The organism is Providencia sp. PROV033, assembly GCF_028484855.1.
Lineage (GTDB): Bacteria > Pseudomonadota > Gammaproteobacteria > Enterobacterales > Enterobacteriaceae > Providencia > Providencia alcalifaciens.
In genome coordinates this window covers 20,146-39,912 of the sequence record NZ_JAMPSW010000014.1, presented here as the reverse complement: position 1 = coordinate 39,912, position 19,767 = coordinate 20,146, and the positions used below count along the sequence as shown (strand labels likewise).

Genomic DNA, 19,767 nt, shown 5'->3' with positions numbered 1-19,767 from the left:
ATAGATGACCGATAACCGAGTAAAAGTGGCTTTGGCTCAATTTAATTCTGAGCTCGGAAATAAAACAGGTAATTTGCAGCGTATGGCGCAACTGTGCGAGCAGGCGGCATCTCAAGGCGCTAAATTAATCTGTTTCCCAGAGTTGGCGACAACGGGTTATCGGGGCGATCTATTATCCACAAAATTATGGGATGTAAGCGATTTTGAAGGCAGTGAAACTGACTGCCTATTTAGCCAGTTGGCTTCCCGCTTAGGTATCACGATTGTGTCAGGGTTTGCTGAGCGTGGTGAGCGTCTTGGAGAAGTTTACAACTCGGTGGGTGTATGGAATCCAGGCTGTGAAAATATCAGTGGTGTATTTCGTAAAGTTCATGCGTTTGGTATTGAAAAACAATGGTTCAAAAGCGGGGATAGCTTCCCCGTGTTTGAGACACCCATCGGTAAGATAGGTGTGATGATTTGTTATGACATGGGATTCCCTGAAGTCGCTCGGATCCTCACGTTACAAGGTGCGGAGTTATTGATTGCGCCTTCAGCGTGGTGTATTCAAGACCGAGATATGTGGGATATCAATACGGCATGTCGTGCATTAGAAAATGGGACTCATCTTCTGGCGGTTAATCGCTGGGGACATGAAGAAGATTTACACCTGTTTGGTGGTAGTAAAATTGTCGGTCCACGAGGGCAAGTGCTATGCGAGGCATCTTGTGAAAGTGAAGCGCTATTAGTCGGTGAAATTGATTTTCGCCTTCAAGCACATACGCGATTAAATGTGCCTTATTTAAGAGACAGAAAGCCTCTAAATTATGGCTTACTGGCGCAGGAAATGCAGGTATGAGTATTTTAACAAGTGTTGTCGATGTGTTTCGCCTGTTTTTACGTTCAGGTGATGAGCTCACGGTGACTACATTGGTAAATGAGTTGTCCATGCCTAAAAGTTCTGCTTCACGTCTGTTAAAGCAGATGGCAGAACTGGGGTTGCTCGAAAAGAAAAATAACGCACCGATTTATCGTCCTGGGTTATTGATTATGGAAATTGCCCATCGGGCTCGAGGCATGAACCATTTAATCGATATGGCGTTGGAAGTATTAGACAGTTTGACGAAAGATACTGGGTTTACCAGTTATGTTTCCGCATTAGACGAAGATAAAGTGCGTGTCGTACATGCACGATTTGGTAACAGTATGCTGCAAGTCATTACGCAGCCAGGAACTCGTTTACCGATTGGCGGAACCTCAACTGGACGTGCGTTATTAGCACGATTACCCGTCAATGAACGGACAAACTTAATTAATTTAGAACCTGAAGACACGCGGTCCCGTTTAAAAGAGCGTATTGACGCGATCACACAACGCGGTTGGGAGTTTTCAGTCAATGAGTCAGTTGCAGGTGTCGCTTCCGTATCCAGTACGGTGTACGACCCTTCACAAAATACATTGTATGCGTTGTGTTTAAGTCTTCCAGAGTCGCAAATGACCGATGAGATAATGACACAGCTGTCTCAAGACCTTTGCCGTAAGGCGTCTTATCTAGGTTGCATGGTAGGCGATCCTTATTGGCTAGAGCGTAGTGCCAAGTAGTCAAAAGCCTTGTGATATAAAGCAGTAAAAATAGTCGTAAAAGTTCAGTAAGCAGTAATGAGTAGTCGCAGTAAATAATAATTAAATACCATTCAAAGTGCGTGAATACGCCTTCATCAGGAAATATACCCTTTGTCTTTAGTTAAGGGGTATTCAGAGCGAACGGGTGCCCTTTTGGTGCTCGTTCGCTCTAAAACTCGAAAAAAATAATTAGAATTAAAGGAAGTACAATGACTCTAAAGCAAACTTTGTGCGTTTATGAGCTACTCGATTGTGCGAATGTAAGTGGGCATGATGTCGTTCAGTTGTTTCAAGATTTCCCCGAGGTTCAAGTCATTTCAACGACTGTCGTCGATCAAAAAGGTCAAAGTGATTTCGTCAGAATTACGATCCCCGGTCAACAAGGTAAGTCTCAAGGTAAAAATGCGCCAACCCTCGGCATTATTGGGCGTTTAGGTGGACTCGGTGCAAGACCTTCACGCATTGGCGTTGTCTCTGATGCTGATGGTGCAATCGCCGCCATCACAACAGGATTAAAACTGGCGCAAATGCAGCAGCGAGGTGACACGTTATTAGGCGATGTGATCATTACCACGCATATCTGCCCAAATGCACCTACTCGTCCACATACTCCAGTCGATTTTATGGATTCCCCGTTGGAAGATGTGACGATGAATCTCCACGAAAGCATTCCTGAAGCAGATGCGATTTTATCGGTGGATACGACTAAAGGAAATCGCCTGATTAACCATAAAGGGTACGCACTATCACCTACGGTTAAATCAGGATATATCCTGCCTGTTTCTGAGGATTTGCTGCGTTTAATGGAGTGGAGTAGTGGACAGAATGCGGTCACTTTCCCACTAGCAATCCAAGATATCACTCCTTATGGTAATGGGCTTCATCATTTAAACAGTATCATGCAGCCAGCGGTTTCGACGACAGTACCTGTTGTTGGTGTTGCAATTTGTACGGAAACTGTTGTACCGGGTTGTTCAACGGGGGCGAGTCATGAAGTGGATATTGCAACGACCGTAAAATTTATGATTGAAGTGGCAAAAGAATTCGGTGAAGGCAAGTGCGCTTTTTATGACGAAGAGCAATATCAGTTATTAACTGAACTGTATGGAGATATGCGTCATCTACAAGCCACGGAAGAACAATAATATTTATTGCATGCTTTCTTAATTTGGAACTGTTTTAATTTAAATAGCCACAGTTAATTATTTACCCCTTAAAAATAATTAACTGTGCTCTATTACCCTAATTTATTCTGCTTTCTCTTCACCGCTTTCAGTAATTGGGATAATGACGTCAGCATGAGAGCCTTTAGGACCAGCACCAACACTATAGTTAACCTTCTGGCCCGCTTTCAGTGTTCGGTAACCGTCCATTTGGATTGTGGAGTAATGTGCAAATACATCATCTCCGCCATCTGTTGGGCAGATAAAACCAAAACCTTTCGCATTATTGAACCACTTCACCGTACCTGTATTCATATTTCTGTCCTTTCAGTTTGCTACTTACTGTTTATATACATGCATAAAATACACATGCAAACTAGGTATAAATACGAGGTTTATCGCTCGCATTTCATACTGTATTGGATAGGGATATTTGGTCAAGAGTCGGATTTTGGCTTTTTGAGTAAACTGAAAATAATCCGATGAGCGTTTTTCGCGAATTTTTAAATTATTTGATATGGATCACAAAATTTAGGATCTACAAGTCTGCTATCAGCCCATGGTACACTGACGTAAATTGAGTATTTAGTATCAAAATGAAGACAAAATATTTTTAATGACCTAGCTTTATTGAAGTGCTATTTAACGGATAGATATCATTGATAATAAAGGCTATGCTTAAATTGAATTTCCACACTGAGCAACACGACTGAGCAAGAAAGTAATGAGTGATTTTCTGGGCACATTTAAAACTGACACAATTTTTAAAGATGAAGTTGAAAAGGCGCTGCAACCACCATCAATGTATAAGGTTTTGTTAAATAATGATGATTACACGCCGATGGATTTTGTTGTTGAAGTGTTACAAAAATACTTTTCTTTTGATGAAGAACGCGCTACACAGATAATGTTAGATGTGCATTTTCAAGGTAAAGGTGTTTGCGGTGTTTATACTGCTGAAGTTGCAGAAACGAAAGCCGCTCAAGTCAATGCTTTTGCAAGGGAACATGAATATCCTTTATTGTGTACTATAGAGAAAGTCTGAAGAGTCTTAATATCAATTTTGGGAGGTGCTTATGCTCAATCAAGAACTGGAGCTTAGTCTAAATGTCGCTTTTACCAGAGCGAAAGACAATCGCCATGAATTTATGACTGTGGAGCACCTATTGCTGGCGTTGTTGAGTAATATCTCTGCGCGTGAAGCATTAGAGGCTTGTAAGGTTGATTTGGTTGCCCTTAGACAAGAGCTTGAACATTTTATTGCCCAAACTACACCGTTATTACCTGAAAATGATACACGAGATACTCAGCCGACATTGAGTTTCCAGCGCGTGCTGCAACGTGCTGTTTTTCATGTTCAATCATCAGGGCGTAATGAAGTGACTGGCGCTAATGTGCTGGTGGCGATTTTTAGTGAACAAGAATCACAAGCCGCCTATCTATTACATAAGCATGATGTTAGCCGCCTTGATGTGGTTAATTACATTTCTCACGGAACCATCAAAGGTGAGGATTCATCCTCCTCAGAAGAGGATGCTTCTAACAATGCTCCGTCAAGCGAAGAGCAGCCAGTCTCAGAAGACCATATGGACAACTTCACCACGAATCTTAACCAGCAGGCTAAGAAAGGGAATATTGACCCGCTGGTGGGACGTCAAGCTGAATTAGAGCGTACTATTCAAGTACTATGCCGTCGCCGTAAGAATAACCCATTATTAGTTGGGGAATCCGGCGTGGGTAAAACAGCGATTGCAGAAGGCTTAGCATGGCGCATTGAACAAAACGATGTCCCTGAAGTGATGAAGGATTGCACTATTTATTCCTTGGACATTGGTTCGTTGCTAGCAGGAACAAAATATCGTGGCGACTTTGAGAAACGTTTCAAAGCGTTGCTAAAAATGCTGGAAAAAGATCCGAAAAGCATCCTGTTTATCGATGAAATTCACACCATTATTGGGGCGGGAGCCGCATCGGGTGGGCAAGTCGATGCCGCAAACTTGATTAAGCCACTTTTATCGAGTGGGCGTATTCGAGTGATTGGTTCCACCACATATCAAGAGTTCAGTAATATTTTTGAGAAAGATAGGGCATTAGCTCGCCGTTTCCAAAAAATTGATATTGTGGAGCCGTCCCCTGAAGAGACGGTGCGTATTATTAATGGCTTGAAGCCAAAATATGAGTCCCATCATGATGTTCGTTACACCGCAAAAGCGATTCAAGCAGCGGTGGACTTGTCTGTGAAATACATTACTGACCGCCATCTGCCAGATAAAGCAATTGATGTCATTGATGAAGCAGGTGCAAGAACTCGTTTAGTTGCTCCAAGTAAGCGGAAGAAAACGATTGGTGTACCTGAAATTGAAACCGTGGTGGCACGTATTGCGCGTATTCCAGAAAAAACGGTTTCATCCAGCGACAAAGACCGCTTAAGAACCTTAGACTCTCGCTTGAAAATGTTAGTTTTCGGGCAAGACAATGCGATTGAAGCGCTTTCTGAAGCGATTAAGATGAATCGCGCTGGTTTAGGGCTAGAGCATAAACCCGTAGGCTCCTTCTTATTTGCAGGACCAACAGGGGTGGGTAAAACCGAGGTGACGGTCCAATTAGCGAAAGCATTGGATGTGAAACTATTGCGCTTTGATATGTCCGAATATATGGAACGCCATACGGTTAGTCGGTTGATTGGTGCGCCTCCAGGGTATGTGGGCTTTGACCAAGGCGGTTTGTTAACCGATGCGGTTATCAAGCACCCACATTCCGTGGTGTTATTGGATGAAATTGAAAAAGCGCACCCCGATGTGTTCAATATCCTTCTGCAAGTGATGGATCACGGTACGTTAACTGATAATAACGGTCGTAAAGCGGATTTCCGCAATGTGATTGTTGTGATGACAACAAACGCAGGAGTACAAGAAACTCAGCGTCGTTCGATTGGCTTTGCAGAGCAAGACAATAGTACGGATGCAATGTCAGAAATCAAAAAGACATTTTCACCGGAGTTCCGTAACCGTCTTGATGGCATCATTTGGTTTAATTCACTGTCGATGGATATCATCACACAGGTGGTTGATAAGTTCATTGTCGAGCTGCAAGCTCAGCTGGATGAGAAGGGCGTTTCGATTGAGGTTAGCCAAGCAGCTCGCCGTTGGTTATGTGAAAAAGGGTATGACAAAACAATGGGTGCCCGACCTATGGCGCGTGTCATTCAGGATAACCTGAAGAAACCATTAGCGAATGAACTGTTATTTGGTTCGTTAACGAATGGTGGCTCGGTGAGTATCGGACTTGATGAAAATAGTCACACACTGACATACAGCTTCAGTAGCGTACACAAGGCCTCTCCAGAGGATGCTGTAATCTGACAATAGCTAGTACCACAGGTGTCTTGGGCACCTGTGGTCTTGTCAGGCCTTGCCTGAAAATCGAAAATCAGCGGCTACGGAAAATGATACGACCTTTGCTCAGGTCATAAGGAGTTAACTCTACAGTTACCTTGTCGCCTGTCAGAATGCGGATGTAGTTTTTACGCATTTTACCAGAGATGTGTGCAGTCACGACGTGACCATTTTCCAGTTCAACGCGGAACATTGTATTTGGCAGGGTATCCAAAACCGTTCCCTGCATTTCAATATTATCTTCTTTGGCCATCTAATCCTCTAAGTCTAATAACCGTGATTTTTTACGGGCAAGATAATGCCCAAAAACCCACACTAAGTAAAGAAGTGTCGCATTTTAAAGCGATCTTTCTTTCGCACAGTTGGGGATAAAATTACTGTATTGTCACTTTTTATTTCTTAAAAAGTGGTGATTTTTCAAATGATTGTGGTAAATCAATTGACTGTGGTAACCAGCATGCTGGGTCAATTCGCAGATCACGCCACCGGTAAAGAATATGAAGGAAATCCCTGCGGGAGATCTCCGTTGCACCCAGTGAGGCGGTGTGGTGGTTAAGTACCTGACAATCAAAAAGTTGCCCATTATAGCGCAAAAAATGAAAATAGAATGTAATAAAAGCACATTTGGATGCATCATTCATTTTACTGAACATGGATTCCCCACAAAACAGGTGTCCCATGTTCACGCCGTATAAGCCTCCAACCAATTTCTCGCCATGCCATGCCTCAATCGAGTGCGCTAAACCCTCTTGATGTAAAGCGAGATAGCCAGCCTGTACGGAAGGCAGGATCCAAGTCCCTTCTTGACGTACTGCACAAGCTTCAATCACATTTTTAAATGCATGATTTATGGTAATGCGATAAGGGGATTTTTTTAATGTTTTGATCATGGAGCGGCTGATATGCAGATCACCCACCATCAAAACAGCTCGAGGATCAGGAGACCACCATAATGGTACTTCTCCAGGGTTAAACCAGGGAAAAATACCATCATAATACGCAGATTGTAATCGGCGGGATGATAAATCTCCGCCAATCGCTAATAATCCATTAGGTTCCCGCATCGCTTCAGACACGGGAGGGAACAGATAAGAGTCGTCATCTAACTGGTACATGGTACACCTCAGCGAGTTTGCTGAACCAAATGACGCTGATGGAATTGATAATAGCGACCTTGCTCAGCTAACAGTTGCTGGTGGGAGCCTTGTTCAATGATTTCGCCATTATCCATCACACAGATAGTATCCATTTGCTCTAAACCTTGCAGACGATGGGTGATAACTATCAGGGTTTTATCTGCACATTTTTGTTTGAGTAAACTGAGAATTTGTTGCTCAGTATGGGCATCTAGCCCTTCGGTAGGCTCATCCATTAATACCAGTGGCGCATCATGTAAAAGTGCACGAGCGATACCTAAGCGGCGCTGCTCTCCTCCTGATAATTGACGACCACCTTCACCCATCCAAGCATTTAATTTTAATTGGGTATCCAATAAGTTATCTAAGCCGACTTGGGTTAAAACATCACAAAGTTGTTCGTCAGAGGCTTGTTCATTCGCCAGCAGTAAGTTGTTGCGTAAGGTATCACTGAACACATGGACACGCTGAGGCACAACAGACATTGCTCCACGCAGCGCTTCTTCACTGTATTCTTGAATTGGCTGACCGTTAATCGTAATCACGCCACTGTCGACATCCCAAGCACGAGTGAGTAATTGAAGTAGGGTCGATTTTCCACAGCCGGTTTTTCCTAATAACGCAATATGTTGACCTTGCTTGACGAATAATGAGACTTTTTTGATAACCGCGAAAGGTTGCTCTGGATACGTAAAGGTCACATTATCAATCATTAAACTTTCAAGAGACTTCAGCTCGTGACTTTGATTAACAAAGCTCACTTCTGGCTTCGCATGCATTAATTGGGACACTCGAGTCGCTGACGCGATGACTTGTCCCATGTGTTGGAATGCCACAGCCACAGGACCTAAGGCTTCAAATGCAGCCAATGCACAGAAAACGAATAAAGCAATCAACGCACCCGGTTGTGTATTTCCCCCCACATGCTCAGCAGCCATCCATAATAGCAAGGTTGCTGTCAGTCCTGATGCACAGAGAATAATTGCTTGAGATAGCCCCGTGAGTGCAGCTTGTTGCTGTTGACGCGCTTGCCATGAATTTTCGATGTTAGATAAGTTTTGGCGAAAACGTTGAGTGGCACCAAACAAGGCTAATTCAGCTTGTCCTTGTAATGCAGAAGTTAAAACGGTGCGGTAATTACCACGGAGTTCGGTGAGTTCGTGCCCAATAGGTTTACCCGCACGATAAAAAACAATCGGCATCGTGAACAGTAAAAACAACATTACGCCGCCTAGAGTCCATGCAAGGCGAGGGTCAAGGAAGCTCAGACCGATGATTAGCACAAATGTCACAAAGAAGGCGCTAACTATTGGAGACAGAACTCGTAAGTAAAGATGGTCTAAAGTCTCCACATCGGCAACCAATCGATTTAATAAATCCCCTTGGCGGAAACGGCTGATCCCACCAGGAGACAGCGGTAGCACTTTACTGAAAGCGAAAACGCGTAGATGGGCTAAGACCTTAAAAGTGGCATCGTGGCTAACTAAGCGCTCGGCATAGCGTCCTGCGGTACGAAAAATGGCAGCACCACGGACACCTGCGGCTGGCAACATATAGTTAAAGAAATAGATCCCCGGAGCACCCACGATAGCAGCACCCGCTAAGAACCATCCTGATAGGGTAAGCAGCCCAATACTTGCAAGTAGAGTGACAATTGCCAGAATGATCCCTAATGAAATCAAAAACCAATGGCGGCGATAGAGGGCTAAGAAGGGCAGTAATACTTTCATTTTTAAAGCTCCTCTTGGCGGTGAGCAAGCAACTGGGCAAAGGCACCTTCAGACTGGCTCAGTTGTTGGTAATTACCACGTTGAATAATTTGTCCATTTGCCATTACCCAAATTTGGTCGTAATCCATCGTTTCTTCGAGTAAATGGGTCACTAAGAGCGTCGTTTGCTGCTCGGAGAGTTGGTTTAATGTTTCCATGACACGCTGCTCGCTATGGGCATCTAAGCTCGCAGCGGGTTCATCTAATAGCAATAAACGTGACGGCTTTAATAGCACGCGAGCGACGGCCACACGCTGGGCCTGACCAACAGAAAGGCGCGCAGCAAAATCACCTAAACGCGTGTTTAATCCATCAGGTAAGTTTGGCAGAAATTCTGCAACATACGCTTTTTCAATCGCAGATTGAATTTCCGCCTCTGTTGCATCAGGTTTACCCAAACAAATGTTTTCTTTCAACGTCTGTTCTGGCAAATGTGGGTTTTGTCCTACCCAGCCGACCAACGCTCTCCATTCATCAGAGCATAGCTGATTGAGTTCATGACCATTAATGGTGATAGAGCCACGGTAAGGAAGGAAACCGAGTAATAAGTTTAATAAGGAGCTTTTACCCGCACCACTTTGCCCAACTAATGCGATGCGTTGTTGTGGCTCAACTGTAAAATCAAGAGGACCCGCAAGGATAGCGCCATCGTGGGAGAGAATTTCCAGCTGTTTGGCTTCAATGCGAATCGGTTGATTATCAATGACCTTGTTGCCTTGAGGTGATTTTTCATCAGCTTGGCTTTCGAGTAGGGTTACAAGTGATTCAGCGGCGCCCACAGCTTGAGCTTTAGCGTGGTAGTAAGTCCCTAAATCGCGCAGAGGCTGGAAGAACTCAGGGGATAAAATTAAAGCAAGGAAACCCGCAAATAGGGTAACGGGCAGACCATAGCTACCGAAGCTCAATTCCCCGAGGTAGGAAAAACCAAAGTAAACGGCAACGACGGCAATAGAAATAGAGGCAAAAAACTCTAAGACACCTGACGATAAAAACGCCATGCGGAGCACTTCCATCGTCCGAGAGCGAAAATCTTCGGTGGATTCACGAATTTGAGTCACTTCCGCTTTGCCACGGAAAAATAGACGAAGAGTATCCAATCCTCGTAATCGGTCAAGGAAGCTACCACTCAAACGGCTCAATGCTAAGAAGTTTCGACGGTTAGCATCTGCAGCGCCTAGCCCAACTAATGCCATGAAAATAGGAATTAATGGTGCAGTAGCAAATAAAATTAATGCCGCAGCCCAGTTAAATGGGAAGATGGCAATCAGGATCATGATTGGGATGATGGTGGCGAGATACATTTGAGGAAGATAGCGAGAGTAGTAATCTTGCATATCTTCAATTTGCTCAAGAATGATGGTTGCCCAGCTGCCAGCAGGTTTGCCTTTTACCCACACGGGACCTAGTTCTTGTAGTTTATCTAACACCATACTACGGACTTGCTGCCTAACGACTTGCCCACAATGGTAACCCGCTCGTTCGCGCAGATAGTGAACAATGCCTCGTAAAATAAAGACACTAATCAATAAAGTAAAGTCGGTGAGCAGTTGCTCTCGAGGAATATGGTCCATCAGCAAGGCTTGTAAAATCACTGCGATTAACCAAGCTTGCGCAATAATTAATAAACCACTGACTATGCCTAAGAGCATAGAAATTCGGAGCCAACGCTTGGCAGGAGCGCTGTGTTGTTTTAACCAACGCACCAATTCAGTCTGTCTTGATTTATCCATAATGATTTAGTTAGCAGGTGTAGTTTTCATGTTATTGAGTGCAGTTAAGATAGTTGACTTTGTCATCAAATCTAACCGAATTTTTACCTATCATAACAGCTTCCATTGGAGATGTTACATAATAAAAGTTAGATATTTGAATAGAACAATTTTTGTTATCAATATGTTTTATAAAGGTAAATTATATTGATTGTCATATAATTAAATTCGAGCGAGCAGAGGATGTTACCGTTATTATGACCAAAAAATAAGGTGGCATAATTTATAATTGTTAAGCCACCTACATTTTAGATTGAAATCGCGAGAGGAAGTCAGTCAGTTATTCAGGAACAATTTGCAACCAGGTTTTTGGTTTCAATATAAACTGGTTGTTAAGTAGCTTATCCCATGCTGTTTTTTTGGATGGCATATCGTCGAATACCTCTCTTTGCGTATCGACTAATTTCCATGTGTTATCCACGGACTGCCAAATAGTACATTCATAATCAAGGGACTCGGGTATGGAGTAGCACATCACCACGTCGTCAGTTCCATCGTTATTTGCATCGGTCATAAATCCAAGGCATTCATAATTGCTGTAATAATTGGTGCAATTCCATGCGTCACGGATACCGTCTTCCATATCAAACCAGTTTTGTGGCAATGGTTGACTGCCTTTGGCAATGATAAGAACCTCTTTAAGCGGTTTAGGGACATCAGAGTAAGCGCCAACTTTGAGCTGTGCTTTCGTATCAGGATCTTGCTCCAATTTTGCTAACGCCTCTTTTCCCCGCACACCTAACTTCTCTAAGTTATAAGACAAATCGTAGTTAACTTTAATTTTGCCTTTCTCAACGGCCGCCATAATGCTATTGACTGCGATACGTTGGAAGTCACCAATAGGACTATTAATGATTAAGATAGTGGCGATTAAACCAAGAATGGCGACCTTATTTATCCCACCGAGGGCGAATGCCCAGCGGTGTCGTTTTATAATGATTGCGATACTGTAAGCTAAAATAATCAGGGCTAAGAATAGTGCAATAGTAAATGCATATAGCCTACTTACACTCCAGCTATATTGGCTAACACGAACGAAAATACCGTACAGAGAAAGTGCAGAAAATGCATTTAATAAGACGATGCTGATCAGTACAAAGCCATTGATAATCGATTTAAATTGGAATTGGGTTGTGCCATCACCATAAAGGGCATTAATAAAGATAATATTTAAAATCACAAAGCAGAGCATGGTGCCAGAACCTAGCTCTGAAGCTGTGTAATGCACACCAGTTAATATGGAAACCGTCAATCCGGCTAAGAAAATTACGGCGATTAAACTGAGTAAAGGTAGGAAAAATTGTGAAAAATACTTGGCGATATTGTTCAGCTGCATCACTAATTTAGAGCGCAAAAACAGCACGCTGATATTGAAGCCAAGTAAAAAAGCGACCCAAAGGATGTAATCATTGTTAAGGAAATGACTGAGTGTCGTCAGATTAACAATGCCGAATAAGAAACTGGCTTGTTTAACAATAAACGCTAATAAGCCACCAATAGCACAGGCAAAAAAGCCAAATAGCGTATTGCGGAAATAGTGCCCGACTAAGCAGCTGTAATGAGCTTTCCATCTACCCGTGGCTTGGCGATTTTGCATCCATGGTAGCAAAAAGAAAATCAGGACGGTTAGCGTGCTCACCGCGAGGAAGGGTTCACTACTGGATGAAGACCCTGTTTCTAAGTTCTGCCAAGTATTAATCCAACCGATAAGAATGATGGTCAGGATGATATTCAGATAAAAAGCAGGTTGTTTGGCATTTGTAATAAGAAAACTGATCACAGAAGGCACAAAAATGGCGAATACCATAGGCAAATAGATCCATATAGGATCTAATTCAACATTGGTACGAATGGAGTAATCTAGCGTACCAGTGATGATAATCCCTTGAATAACCGATAACAAAATAACAATCAGATATGCCAATTTACTCACTGATTCTTTTTGCGTTTGTGGCTCCATGTCAATTCCTTAGTGAATAAGATGATGAAGCTGAGTATAGATAGGGAGCCAAAAGAACAACATAAACTTGCTCCTAATTCACTTAGCGGTGCGATGCTTATTTTTGTGAAATGGATAAATAAAAAGCCCCATTCTATTTCGTTTCGATGAACGGACAGAATGAGGCTTAAATTAAGGCTGGGTTAGAAAATTATTTCTTATCGGCTAATCCATCAAGATAGCGCTCTGCATCTAATGCTGCCATGCAACCAGTTCCCGCAGATGTAATGGCTTGACGATAGATGTGGTCCATGACATCGCCCGCGGCAAAGATCCCTTCAACAGACGTTTGGGTCGCGTTACCGTTAGTACCGGACTGCACTTTTATATACCCATTATTTAAGGCTAACTGACCATCGAAAATCGCGGTGTTTGGGCTATGACCAATAGCAATAAAGGCACCCATTACCTCGATATCCTCTGTTTTATCTGTTTTGGTGCAACGTAAGCGAACGCCAGTCACGCCCATGTCATCACCCAGAACTTCATCTAGAGTATTGTCAGTGTGCAGAACGATATTACCATTTTCGACTTTATCCATCAGTCGGTTGACTAGGATTTTTTCTGCTCTGAAGCTGTCACGACGGTGAATTAAATGCACTTCAGACGCAATATTAGAAAGATAGAGCGCTTCTTCAACCGCAGTATTACCACCGCCAACTACGGCGACTTTTTGGTTACGATAGAAGAAACCATCGCAGGTTGCACAAGCGGAAACACCGCGACCTTTAAATGCTTCTTCAGATGGTAAGCCAATATAACGAGCCGATGCACCCGTTGCGATGATTAATGCATCACAGGTGTATTCAGTCTCACCACCGAACAAACGGAAAGGACGCTGTTGGAAGTCTACTTTTGTAATGTGGTCGTTGATGATTTCCGTTTCGAATTTTTCTGCATGGGCATGCATGCGCTCCATGAGTCCTGGACCTGTTAAGCCTTCAGGATCACCCGGCCAGTTTTCAACTTCGGTAGTTGTGGTTAATTGACCGCCTTTTTCCACCCCAGTAATCAGTGCAGGGTGTAAATTTGCGCGAGCTGCGTAAACGGCTGCGGTATAACCGGCAGGACCTGAACCTAAAATGATTAACTTGCGATGTGTGGTTGTGCTCATGAATTCCTCTTTTAGTCTCGAAAAAGCATAAACACGATTGTAGGAGAAATAGGGGGGTAACAAAAGTGATTTAACTGTTCATTCATATGGACAGAACAAATTTTTCTGATAGGTAGTACCAATTAAGAGTTAAAAAATAGAAGGGAAAGTGCTTTAATCACGAAATGGTAATTTTAGGAATTATCTTGAATTAGGTCTGCGAAACGTTTTACTGAAAAAAAAACCGAAATCTTGTACTGATTTTTATTCATTTACTTTGACAATCGGCTGCGCATTTGCGAAAACATCTATCTAAGAGTTAATTATCTAGCAGGTCAATGGAAATGGCGCATTTTTGTTCTTACTGGAAAATTAACTTTACGTCACACATTCAGGCAATGTCGCGACGATTGTAAACAATTATTCGGTTTACGAGAACTTCAGTTATGACGAATAGAATAGGTTCCACGCCCGCTAGTCCGCTTAGGAAGACTGACGTATAGATGGGGCCGTTTTATAAGATATGAAAATAACAATTAGAGAAAGAGAGATAAGAGATGATTGACAATAAAAAGCGTCCTGGCAAAGACCTTGACCGGATTGACAGGAATATACTGAACGAATTGCAAAAAGACGGGCGTATCTCTAACGTTGAACTATCTAAGCGCGTTGGTTTATCTCCAACACCATGTTTAGAGCGTGTTCGTCGTCTTGAAAGACAAGGGTTCATTTCTGGCTATACCGCGCTGTTAAACCCACACTATTTAGATGCATCACTGCTGGTTTTCGTTGAAATTACGTTAAACCGTGGGGCTCCTGATGTCTTTGAACAATTCAACACAGCAGTTCAAAAACTTGAAGAAATTCAAGAATGTCACCTTGTTTCTGGTGACTTTGACTATCTGTTGAAAACGCGTGTGCCAGATATGTCCGCATATCGTAAACTGCTAGGTGAAACCTTATTACGCCTTCCGGGTGTAAACGATACTCGTACCTACGTAGTTATGGAAGAAGTGAAACAAAGCAACCGTTTAGTGATTAAAACTCGCTAATCGTACTTTGTATTCATCATTCCTGCACAGCAATCTGCATTGTTGTCGCACTGCTGTTTCAACGCTGAGTTTACTCAGCGTTGTTCCGTTTTAGGAACACTCACTTTTCTCTCTGTCCCCTTAATGATTCTTTTTTAAACACGATCTTGTCTGCTGTACTCAAGAGACCTCAAATTTAGTCAGAAATTTTCATTTCAATTTATTGATTTTAAAGCTATAAACAATTAAGAATTTTGACCTTAAATAGAGTTTGAAACCTCATTCGTAAGATGAAATACTGAATCTTATGGTCTCTATGGTGTGATAATTTGTCTTAATCTCCTTAAAGCAGGCACGTTTAGGGGATTAGTGTTAGAATAATCATAGAATAATCACGTATTAAGCAAGAACATCAGTCAGTAAAGAAACAATAATGAGCCAAGAATATACCGAAGATAAGTACATCAAATTTAAAAAGCTGAGTAGCGGCAGACGGCTATTAGAGGTGATTTTGTTGGTCATCTGCCTCTGCGCGATTTTTCTTATGGTCGCATTATGGAGCTTTAACCCTTCAGACCCAAGTTGGTCACAAACTAACTGGGATGCTCCCGTCAAAAATTTAGGGGGAAGCATTGGCTCATGGAGTGCGGATATCCTATTTTCTGCATTTGGTATTCTTGCATTTGCGATTCCTCCGTTATTGTTGCTCGGGTGTTGGGCAATTTATCATTATGAAAGTCAGCGTCGTTATATTGACTTTTTCTCACTTTCTTTACGCTTGATTGGCGGGTTAGCGCTGATCTTGTCATCCTGTGGTTTAGCTGCCCTCAATTTTGATGATTTACCAAACTTCGCTTCTGGCGGGGTCATTGGCAGTGTATTCAGTACTGCAATTATGCCGTGGTTTAATTCATTGGGTGCAACCTTGGCGCTGTTATTCCTCTGGGCTATCAGTTTTACTCTTTTCACTGGATGGTCTTGGCTTACGATCGCGGAAAAAATTGGGGCAGGGATACTACTTCCAATTACATTACTGACAAATCGAGCGCGTGGTGATGATCTAGATGACCACGATTATGAGGTTGAAGAAACCGAAGAGGCGCTACAGCGTGCTCAAATTGCTGAGCATCAAGCAAATGATGAAAACCAACAATTTGATGCGGATGATGTACTGTTTTCCGCGCCAACAGTCTCTGAGCTCATTTCTGAGGACGTACAGCCTGCGGTTGAACCACAGGTTATGGCTGATCCTCTGTTAGCTTCTGAAGCGCAAACTGTTATTGAGCCAGTCCAGCCAAGCGCTTCTTTGGCAGAGCAGCCTACTTTTACTGCTCAACCAACGGAAAATACAGTTTTACCGACATTTTCCGCGACAGAAGAGCCTTCAGCGACTAAAGAGCAGCAAACTTACCATTTTGAAGTGCCTGATGATTATCAGCCTCAAGTGGCACCAACGCAGGCATTTTCTCCTGCACCTGTTATACCTCAAGAACCGACATTTACACCTGAGCCCGCTTTTGTTCCAGAACCTGTTTTTGAGTCCAAGCCGGCAGCTCCAACATTTACATCATCACAGTTTGCGCCTGTAGAGCCCACCATTGATATGGGAAGCCCTGACGTGAGTGAATCATCGGTAACTAGCCGTGTCGCCAATCCTGCCGCGCTAGCCGCTGCGGGTATTTCGATTGCAGCGATGGAACGCCACGCGCAAGTGAAAAAGAATCTGGAGCCAGAATTACCTCGTCCAAATCCGGTTCGCTTGCCGACTCGCCGTGAACTGTATGGCATTCGTATTCCGTCTCAGCGCGATGCGGAGCTTCAGCGTCGTCAAGAGGAAGCCTCTCAGCGTGAGCGGGTTTATCAGCAATGGTCTGCGGCTGAAGAGCCTGAAAATGAAGTAAAAACTGACGATGAACTAGAGCAAGAAAGATTACTGCGCGTTCAATTCTTAGAGCAGCAACGTCAACGCTACGGTGAGCCTGAAGTCGATATGCAGGAGTTTGACACTGCATTTCAGGTTAACCAGCCTGCGGTTGATTCTGTTCCTGCACCAGAGCCAGAAACTCCGCAGGATTATATGCCTGCGAGTACGTTTACTCAGCCAGAAATTGAACATCGTTGGGCTTCTGCTCCGGCATTTACGCCAGCTTTTGAACCTACAAAACAAATAGTGCCAACGGAGCAAACTTCACCTTCTGATATCCATCGCTTTACTGCCCATGCCGATGATGAGCATGAGCTGGATAATGATGCGGATGATTTTGAACCTAAAATTGATTTAAGTACGCCATTATCGGCATTTGAGCGTTTCTCGCCGGTGGATGATTTAGTTGATGATGAGCCAGCAGCGCCGCTGTTTATGCCGTCATTTACCGAACCACCAGTGCAAGCTCATTCGATAACCCAAGAACAGCCGATAGCGCCTGTGCATAATGGAAATGAATTTGTTGCTCATCCGGCGGGGCAGCCTCAAACTGCAGCACAGCAGCCACAGCAGCCACAGCAGCCACAGCAGCCACAGCAGCCACAGCAGCCACAGCAGCCACAGCAGGATAGCTTATTCCACCCATTCTTAGTGCGTAACGACCAACCGTTACCAAAACCGACGACGCCAATGCCATCTCTTGACCTGCTGGCGAGCCCACCGGAACAAGAAGAGCCAGTGGATATGTTCAAATTAGAGCAAACCGCAAGGCTGATTGAAGCTCGCTTAAATGATTACCGCGTCAAAGCAGAAGTTGTCGGATTCTCTCCAGGTCCTGTTATAACGCGTTTTGAGTTAGATTTAGCACCTGGCGTGAAAGCCGCTCGTATTTCAACGTTATCAAGAGACCTTGCTCGCTCGTTATCGACGACAGCAGTACGTGTCGTTGAAGTGATTCCGGGCAAACCTTATGTGGGTCTCGAATTACCGAATGAAAAACGTCAAACGGTGTACTTAAGTGAAGTCTTAGATTGTGATGATTTTAGAAAAAATCCATCACCATTGACGATAGTTCTAGGAAAAGACATTGAAGGCGAGCCGGTTGTTGCTGACTTGGCAAAAATGCCTCATTTATTAGTCGCAGGTACCACAGGGTCAGGTAAATCTGTGGGGGTCAACGCTATGATCCTCAGTATTTTATATAAAGCTAAACCTGAAGATGTTCGCTTTATTATGATTGACCCGAAAATGTTAGAACTCTCTATTTATGAAGGGATCCCACATTTATTAACCGAAGTCGTGACAGATATGAAGGATGCCGCTAATGCACTGCGTTGGTGTGTTAACGAGATGGAGCGCCGTTATAAACTCATGTCTGCATTGGGTGTGCGTAACCTTGCTGGCTATAACGATAAAATCAAAGCTGCGGCAGAGATGAATCGACCAATTCCTGATCCGTTCTGGAAACCGGGTGACAGCATGGATGTAGAACATCCAATGCTGAAAAAAGAACCGTATATTGTGGTGATGGTTGATGAATTTGCTGACTTAATGATGACCGCAGGGAAAAAAGTGGAAGAGCTTATTGCTCGCTTAGCGCAAAAAGCGCGAGCTGCGGGTATCCACCTAGTATTAGCAACACAGCGCCCATCCGTTGACATCATTACAGGGTTAATTAAAGCCAATATTCCAACCCGTATAGCCTTTACGGTATCCAGTAAAATCGACTCTAGAACTATTCTTGACCAAGGTGGCGCGGAATCATTGTTGGGTATGGGGGATATGCTTTACTTGCCACCTAACTCATCAATTCCTGTACGTGTTCATGGCGCATTTGTGCGTGACCAAGAAGTTCATGCTGTCGTTAATGACTGGAAAGCGCGTGGCAAACCGCAATATATCGACAGTATTACGACGTGCAGCGATGACAGCGAAGGGGGCGGCAGTTCAGATAATGGCGATGAAGATCTTGACCCATTATTTGATCAAGCAGTTGAATTTGTTGTTGAAAAACAAAGAGTCTCTATCTCTGGTGTGCAACGTCAATTCCGTATCGGTTACAACCGTGCTGCTCGAATTGTTGAGCAAATGGAAGATCAAGGAATTGTGAGTGAACCTGGACATAATGGTAACCGAGAGGTATTAGCTCCGCCATCAATGGGATATTAATATTTCATGTGCTAATTGCTGGTTTAATTCAAGGGGTGTATAAAGACATACGCCGCTTGAGGTATTAATTTAAAGGTCTTTTCTCGATGAAAAAAATGATGTTATTAGGTGCATTAGCCCTGAGTTTAAACGTAGGTCAAGTATTGGCAGATGCGAGTCAAGACCTTCAAGACCGCCTGAGTAAGGTGAATAGCTTCCAAGCAAGCTTCTCACAAAAAGTCACTAGTCCAGAAGGTGATTTGATCCAAGAAGGTGTTGGTGACTTATGGATTGAACGTCCTAACCTATTTAACTGGAATATGACTTCGCCGGATGAAAGTGTTCTGGTATCAGACGGTAAAAATCTGTGGTTTTATAACCCTTTTGTTGAGCAAGTGACGGTGACAAATTTAGCCGATGCTACCCAAGATACGCCATTCCTGTTATTAACGCGTAATAATCCGAAGGATTGGAAGCAGTATTCTATTGTCCAACAAGGCAATACGTTTGATTTAAAGCCAAAACAAACTAATGGCACGCTAAAAAGTTTCTCTATTACCGTTAACCCACAAGGTACGATTGAAAAATTTGCTGCGGTGGAGCAAGATGGCCAAACGAGCGCATATCAACTAAAACAGCAAAAAAATGGGCCAGTTGATCCAAGTAAATTTAAATTTACGGTACCGAAAGGGGTCACTTTGGATGACCAGCGTTCTCGCGCTCACTAATCTCTAGGGG

General features: G+C 43.4%; 15 protein-coding genes. 8 read left to right on the top strand and 7 right to left on the bottom strand.

What is annotated here, in order from left to right:
* The first annotated feature begins 4 nt into the window (after positions 1 to 4).
* The 3 genes from PSF16_RS04325 (at position 5) to PSF16_RS04315 (ending at position 2,747) form a co-directional block, all read left to right on the top strand.
* Positions 5 to 838 (top strand): nitrilase-related carbon-nitrogen hydrolase, encoded by an 834-nt coding sequence (locus tag PSF16_RS04325; protein ID WP_272688828.1) that lies wholly within the window; start codon positions 5 to 7, stop codon positions 836 to 838.
* A complete protein-coding gene (locus PSF16_RS04320; RefSeq protein WP_006657710.1) occupies positions 835 to 1,581 on the top strand; it encodes an IclR family transcriptional regulator in 747 nt (248 codons plus the stop codon). The genes PSF16_RS04325 and PSF16_RS04320 overlap by 4 nt, the downstream gene beginning before the upstream one ends.
* Positions 1,582 to 1,811: 230 nt before the next feature.
* Positions 1,812 to 2,747 carry a DUF1177 domain-containing protein gene (locus PSF16_RS04315; RefSeq protein ID WP_006657711.1) on the top strand — a complete coding sequence of 312 codons (936 nt, stop codon included), beginning with the start codon at positions 1,812 to 1,814 and terminating at the stop codon, positions 2,745 to 2,747.
* A gap of 102 nt (positions 2,748 to 2,849) precedes the next feature.
* Here PSF16_RS04315 and cspD read toward each other — a convergent pair whose 3' ends face one another.
* Positions 2,850 to 3,080: a cold shock domain-containing protein CspD gene (cspD, locus tag PSF16_RS04310; RefSeq protein ID WP_006657712.1), complete on the bottom strand. Its 231-nt coding sequence runs from the start codon at positions 3,078 to 3,080 to the stop codon at positions 2,850 to 2,852.
* Positions 3,081 to 3,489: 409 nt separating this feature from the next.
* Here cspD and clpS point away from each other — a divergent pair, with 409 nt between their 5' ends.
* Both clpS and clpA read left to right on the top strand, forming a co-directional pair.
* Positions 3,490 to 3,810, top strand: a complete 321-nt coding sequence (gene clpS / locus PSF16_RS04305; RefSeq protein WP_006662191.1) for an ATP-dependent Clp protease adapter ClpS — start codon at positions 3,490 to 3,492, stop codon at positions 3,808 to 3,810.
* 31 nt (positions 3,811 to 3,841) lie between these two features.
* On the top strand, positions 3,842 to 6,127 hold the full coding sequence (clpA, locus tag PSF16_RS04300; RefSeq protein ID WP_272688827.1) for an ATP-dependent Clp protease ATP-binding subunit ClpA: 2,286 nt from the start codon (positions 3,842 to 3,844) through the stop codon (positions 6,125 to 6,127).
* Positions 6,128 to 6,194: 67 nt separating this feature from the next.
* Here the strand turns inward: clpA and infA are convergent, their stop codons facing one another.
* The 6 genes from infA to trxB all read right to left on the bottom strand — a co-directional run bounded on the left by infA (position 6,195) and on the right by trxB (position 13,947).
* A complete protein-coding gene (infA, locus tag PSF16_RS04295) occupies positions 6,195 to 6,413 on the bottom strand; it encodes a translation initiation factor IF-1 (protein ID WP_004244560.1) in 219 nt (72 codons plus the stop codon).
* Between the two features lie 139 nt (positions 6,414 to 6,552).
* Positions 6,553 to 7,275: a leucyl/phenylalanyl-tRNA--protein transferase gene (gene aat / locus PSF16_RS04290; protein ID WP_006657776.1), complete on the bottom strand. Its 723-nt coding sequence runs from the start codon at positions 7,273 to 7,275 to the stop codon at positions 6,553 to 6,555.
* 8 nt (positions 7,276 to 7,283) lie between these two features.
* The gene (gene cydC, locus PSF16_RS04285) at positions 7,284 to 9,026 is read right to left on the bottom strand and encodes a heme ABC transporter ATP-binding protein/permease CydC (protein ID WP_006662189.1); all 1,743 of its coding nucleotides are present in this window, start codon (positions 9,024 to 9,026) and stop codon (positions 7,284 to 7,286) included.
* Between the two features lie 2 nt (positions 9,027 to 9,028).
* Complete coding sequence (gene cydD, locus PSF16_RS04280) at positions 9,029 to 10,795, bottom strand: heme ABC transporter permease/ATP-binding protein CydD (protein WP_036965383.1); 1,767 nt, start codon at positions 10,793 to 10,795, stop codon at positions 9,029 to 9,031.
* Between the two features lie 319 nt (positions 10,796 to 11,114).
* The gene (locus PSF16_RS04275; RefSeq protein ID WP_272688826.1) at positions 11,115 to 12,794 is read right to left on the bottom strand and encodes a DUF7057 domain-containing protein; all 1,680 of its coding nucleotides are present in this window, start codon (positions 12,792 to 12,794) and stop codon (positions 11,115 to 11,117) included.
* A gap of 190 nt (positions 12,795 to 12,984) precedes the next feature.
* The gene (trxB, locus tag PSF16_RS04270; RefSeq protein WP_036960839.1) at positions 12,985 to 13,947 is read right to left on the bottom strand and encodes a thioredoxin-disulfide reductase; all 963 of its coding nucleotides are present in this window, start codon (positions 13,945 to 13,947) and stop codon (positions 12,985 to 12,987) included.
* A gap of 536 nt (positions 13,948 to 14,483) precedes the next feature.
* Between trxB and lrp the strand changes: the two genes are divergently transcribed.
* The 3 genes from lrp (at position 14,484) to lolA (ending at position 19,757) form a co-directional block, all read left to right on the top strand.
* The gene (gene lrp, locus PSF16_RS04265; RefSeq protein ID WP_004918089.1) at positions 14,484 to 14,978 is read left to right on the top strand and encodes a leucine-responsive transcriptional regulator Lrp; all 495 of its coding nucleotides are present in this window, start codon (positions 14,484 to 14,486) and stop codon (positions 14,976 to 14,978) included.
* Positions 14,979 to 15,390: 412 nt separating this feature from the next.
* Positions 15,391 to 19,050: a DNA translocase FtsK 4TM domain-containing protein gene (locus PSF16_RS04260; protein ID WP_272688825.1), complete on the top strand. Its 3,660-nt coding sequence runs from the start codon at positions 15,391 to 15,393 to the stop codon at positions 19,048 to 19,050.
* Positions 19,051 to 19,136: 86 nt separating this feature from the next.
* A complete protein-coding gene (gene lolA / locus PSF16_RS04255; RefSeq protein WP_036974743.1) occupies positions 19,137 to 19,757 on the top strand; it encodes an outer membrane lipoprotein chaperone LolA in 621 nt (206 codons plus the stop codon).
* The last annotated feature ends 10 nt before the right edge of the window (positions 19,758 to 19,767 follow it).

Excerpts from the sequence above, each read along its gene's own strand:
- lolA (WP_036974743.1), top strand. The coding sequence starts at position 19,137 with ATGAAAAAAATGATGTTATTAGGTGCATTAGCCCTGAGTTTAAACGTA.
- cydD (WP_036965383.1), bottom strand. The coding sequence starts at position 10,795 with ATGGATAAATCAAGACAGACTGAATTGGTGCGTTGGTTAAAACAACAC.
- cspD (WP_006657712.1), bottom strand. The coding sequence starts at position 3,080 with ATGAATACAGGTACGGTGAAGTGGTTCAATAATGCGAAAGGTTTTGGT.
- infA (WP_004244560.1), bottom strand. The coding sequence starts at position 6,413 with ATGGCCAAAGAAGATAATATTGAAATGCAGGGAACGGTTTTGGATACC.
- clpA (WP_272688827.1), top strand. The coding sequence starts at position 3,842 with ATGCTCAATCAAGAACTGGAGCTTAGTCTAAATGTCGCTTTTACCAGA.
- lrp (WP_004918089.1), top strand. The coding sequence starts at position 14,484 with ATGATTGACAATAAAAAGCGTCCTGGCAAAGACCTTGACCGGATTGAC.
- PSF16_RS04325 (WP_272688828.1), top strand. The coding sequence starts at position 5 with ATGACCGATAACCGAGTAAAAGTGGCTTTGGCTCAATTTAATTCTGAG.
- trxB (WP_036960839.1), bottom strand. The coding sequence starts at position 13,947 with ATGAGCACAACCACACATCGCAAGTTAATCATTTTAGGTTCAGGTCCT.
- PSF16_RS04260 (WP_272688825.1), top strand. The coding sequence starts at position 15,391 with ATGAGCCAAGAATATACCGAAGATAAGTACATCAAATTTAAAAAGCTG.
- aat (WP_006657776.1), bottom strand. The coding sequence starts at position 7,275 with ATGTACCAGTTAGATGACGACTCTTATCTGTTCCCTCCCGTGTCTGAA.
- cydC (WP_006662189.1), bottom strand. The coding sequence starts at position 9,026 with ATGAAAGTATTACTGCCCTTCTTAGCCCTCTATCGCCGCCATTGGTTT.
- PSF16_RS04315 (WP_006657711.1), top strand. The coding sequence starts at position 1,812 with ATGACTCTAAAGCAAACTTTGTGCGTTTATGAGCTACTCGATTGTGCG.
- clpS (WP_006662191.1), top strand. The coding sequence starts at position 3,490 with ATGAGTGATTTTCTGGGCACATTTAAAACTGACACAATTTTTAAAGAT.
- PSF16_RS04275 (WP_272688826.1), bottom strand. The coding sequence starts at position 12,794 with ATGGAGCCACAAACGCAAAAAGAATCAGTGAGTAAATTGGCATATCTG.
- PSF16_RS04320 (WP_006657710.1), top strand. The coding sequence starts at position 835 with ATGAGTATTTTAACAAGTGTTGTCGATGTGTTTCGCCTGTTTTTACGT.